Origin of the sequence: Collinsella sp. AF37-9, from assembly GCF_003475115.1 — a bacterium.
In the GTDB taxonomy this organism is placed as follows: Bacteria; Actinomycetota; Coriobacteriia; order Coriobacteriales; family Coriobacteriaceae; genus Collinsella.
In genome coordinates this window covers 1-1,901 of record NZ_QROQ01000055.1, presented here as the reverse complement: position 1 = coordinate 1,901, position 1,901 = coordinate 1, and the positions used below count along the sequence as shown (strand labels likewise).

Below are 1,901 nucleotides of genomic sequence, written 5' to 3'. Positions count from 1 at the left end.
GGCACGTGCAGACCTTTCGTCATGGCCTCCTACCTTTCTTTCGGGCCCCTGTCAGGGCCGATTCGTTAGCGCCCCTCCGTGTGAGGCGTTATTGCTGACGACATATTTATATCCAAAATCAGTCCATACTTCCACCTCGCCCCCGAACGGTTTTATATGAGGGGTGAACGGCATACACATATACTTCACGCATGGCACACTTTGATATAATAAAGTGTATTTACGTGCTAAAACGCGTTTTCAGTCCAAATGGCAAATGGAACTTAACTTTATTAAACCACCCTCAAATTGCATATTTCTAATAAAGCTATGAATAGAATTAGCGATTCATACCGCGTCTCAACCATTTTCATTTTTATTCAGAAAAAAGTTTGTCCTATTCATTTCTGGTATGCATATTACCGTTTACCAGACGCTTGGTACCGTTCACCGGAAGTTCAGTATAAGGCCCAACGAACACCGGCTCGCCTTACGGCCTCATTTGTAACAACTTGACTTCTCGGTATAGAAAAACAGACCCGCTCCCCTCATGGGAAACGGGTCTGTTATCGATAATCGTAGACAGATTTGAGTGGCTTTGAGAGCCGTCGGAATCCTAGCGATCAAACTCCGCCAGCGCCTCGCCCAGAAGCCTCAGGCCCTCGCGAAGAACGTCTTCGCTCGCGCAGTAGCCCAGACGCGCGCCGCAGGGAAGCTCAAAGCGGCTGCCGGGAACCAGCAGCACCCCCCTCTCGGCCAACAGGCGCTTGCAGAACTCCTCATCGTCCTCCGGAATATCCAGCTGGATAAACGAGGTGGATACGCCCTGCGGCGCCGTCCAAGAGACGCGGCTCTGCGTATCGATCCATGCCTGAGCGATATCACAGTTGCCAAACACGATCTTACGGTTGCGCTCAAGGATCTTATCCTTGTGCTCGAGCACGTAGGTCGCCAGGGCGTCGTTGAACACGCCGCCGCAGATCATGGTGTAGTCACGATAGGTGCGGATGCGGTTGGAGACCTCTTCGTCGGCCACGACCCAGCCCACGCGAGCCGCAGGCGTCGAATAGGTCTTGGACACCGAGTTGGTGACAATGGCCTTCTCGTACACGTCGGCCATCGATATAAAGGACTCGGTGTTCTCGAGCGGCAGATACACCTCGTCGCACAGCACATAGGCGCCCACCGAACGGGCGATCTCGGCAATCTGGCCGAGCGTATCGGCATCGAGCACCGTACCGATGGGGTTCGATGCGTTATTGATGCAGATGAGCTTGGTGTTGGGGTGAACGAGGTGCTTGAGCTGTTCGATATCGGGCTTCCAGCCGAGCTCCTCGCGAAGCTCCCAATACTCGACCTCGGCACCGAGCGTACGCGGAATCTCATAGAGCGGCGCATAGGTAGGCCACTCGGCAATCACGTGATCGCCGGGCTCGACAACAGCCATGATGGCATTGAGGTTAGCACCCGTACAGCCATTGGTCTGCAAAATGTGATCGGGATTGACCTCGCGACGATACAGCTTGGCGACTTCGGCCTTAAACTCCGGCGAACCCTCGATCCAGCCGTAATTCATCTTCTCGCGATCCAGGCGCTCGTAGAACGTAGCACCGTCCTGCTCGTCAAGTGCGCGAAGCTCACCCATGGTGAGCGACGAGATCGTCGACTGAGCGATATCCCAGGTAGCACTCTTCTCCCAAACGTTGAGCCATTCCTCAACGCCAATTGTCTTGATATCCATGGCCACCTTATCTGATCTTAATTTAGCGTCAATAAACATGAATGGGACGGTGCGAAAGAACCGCACCGTCCCATTGGGAGACATCTAATGGCAGCTAGATGTTTGTAGTAAGACCTGTACGGGTCTTTGAAAACCTTAGAGGTCCTCGCGCCAGAAGGGCATGCTCATGCAGCGCGGGCCG

The 1,901-nt window shown here is 53.8% G+C and carries 1 protein-coding gene; it reads right to left on the bottom strand.

The genetic code is table 11. From position 1 onward, the window contains the following. Positions 1-595 precede the first annotated feature (595 nt). Entirely contained in the window at positions 596-1,720 is a 1,125-nt protein-coding gene (locus DW024_RS09835) for an aminotransferase (protein ID WP_118377604.1), read from the bottom strand. Positions 1,721-1,901 lie beyond the last annotated feature (181 nt).

What these genes read in the sequence shown, in the direction of transcription:
- DW024_RS09835 (WP_118377604.1), bottom strand. Translation starts at nt 1,720, where the DNA reads ATGGATATCAAGACAATTGGCGTTGAGGAATGGCTCAACGTTTGGGAG.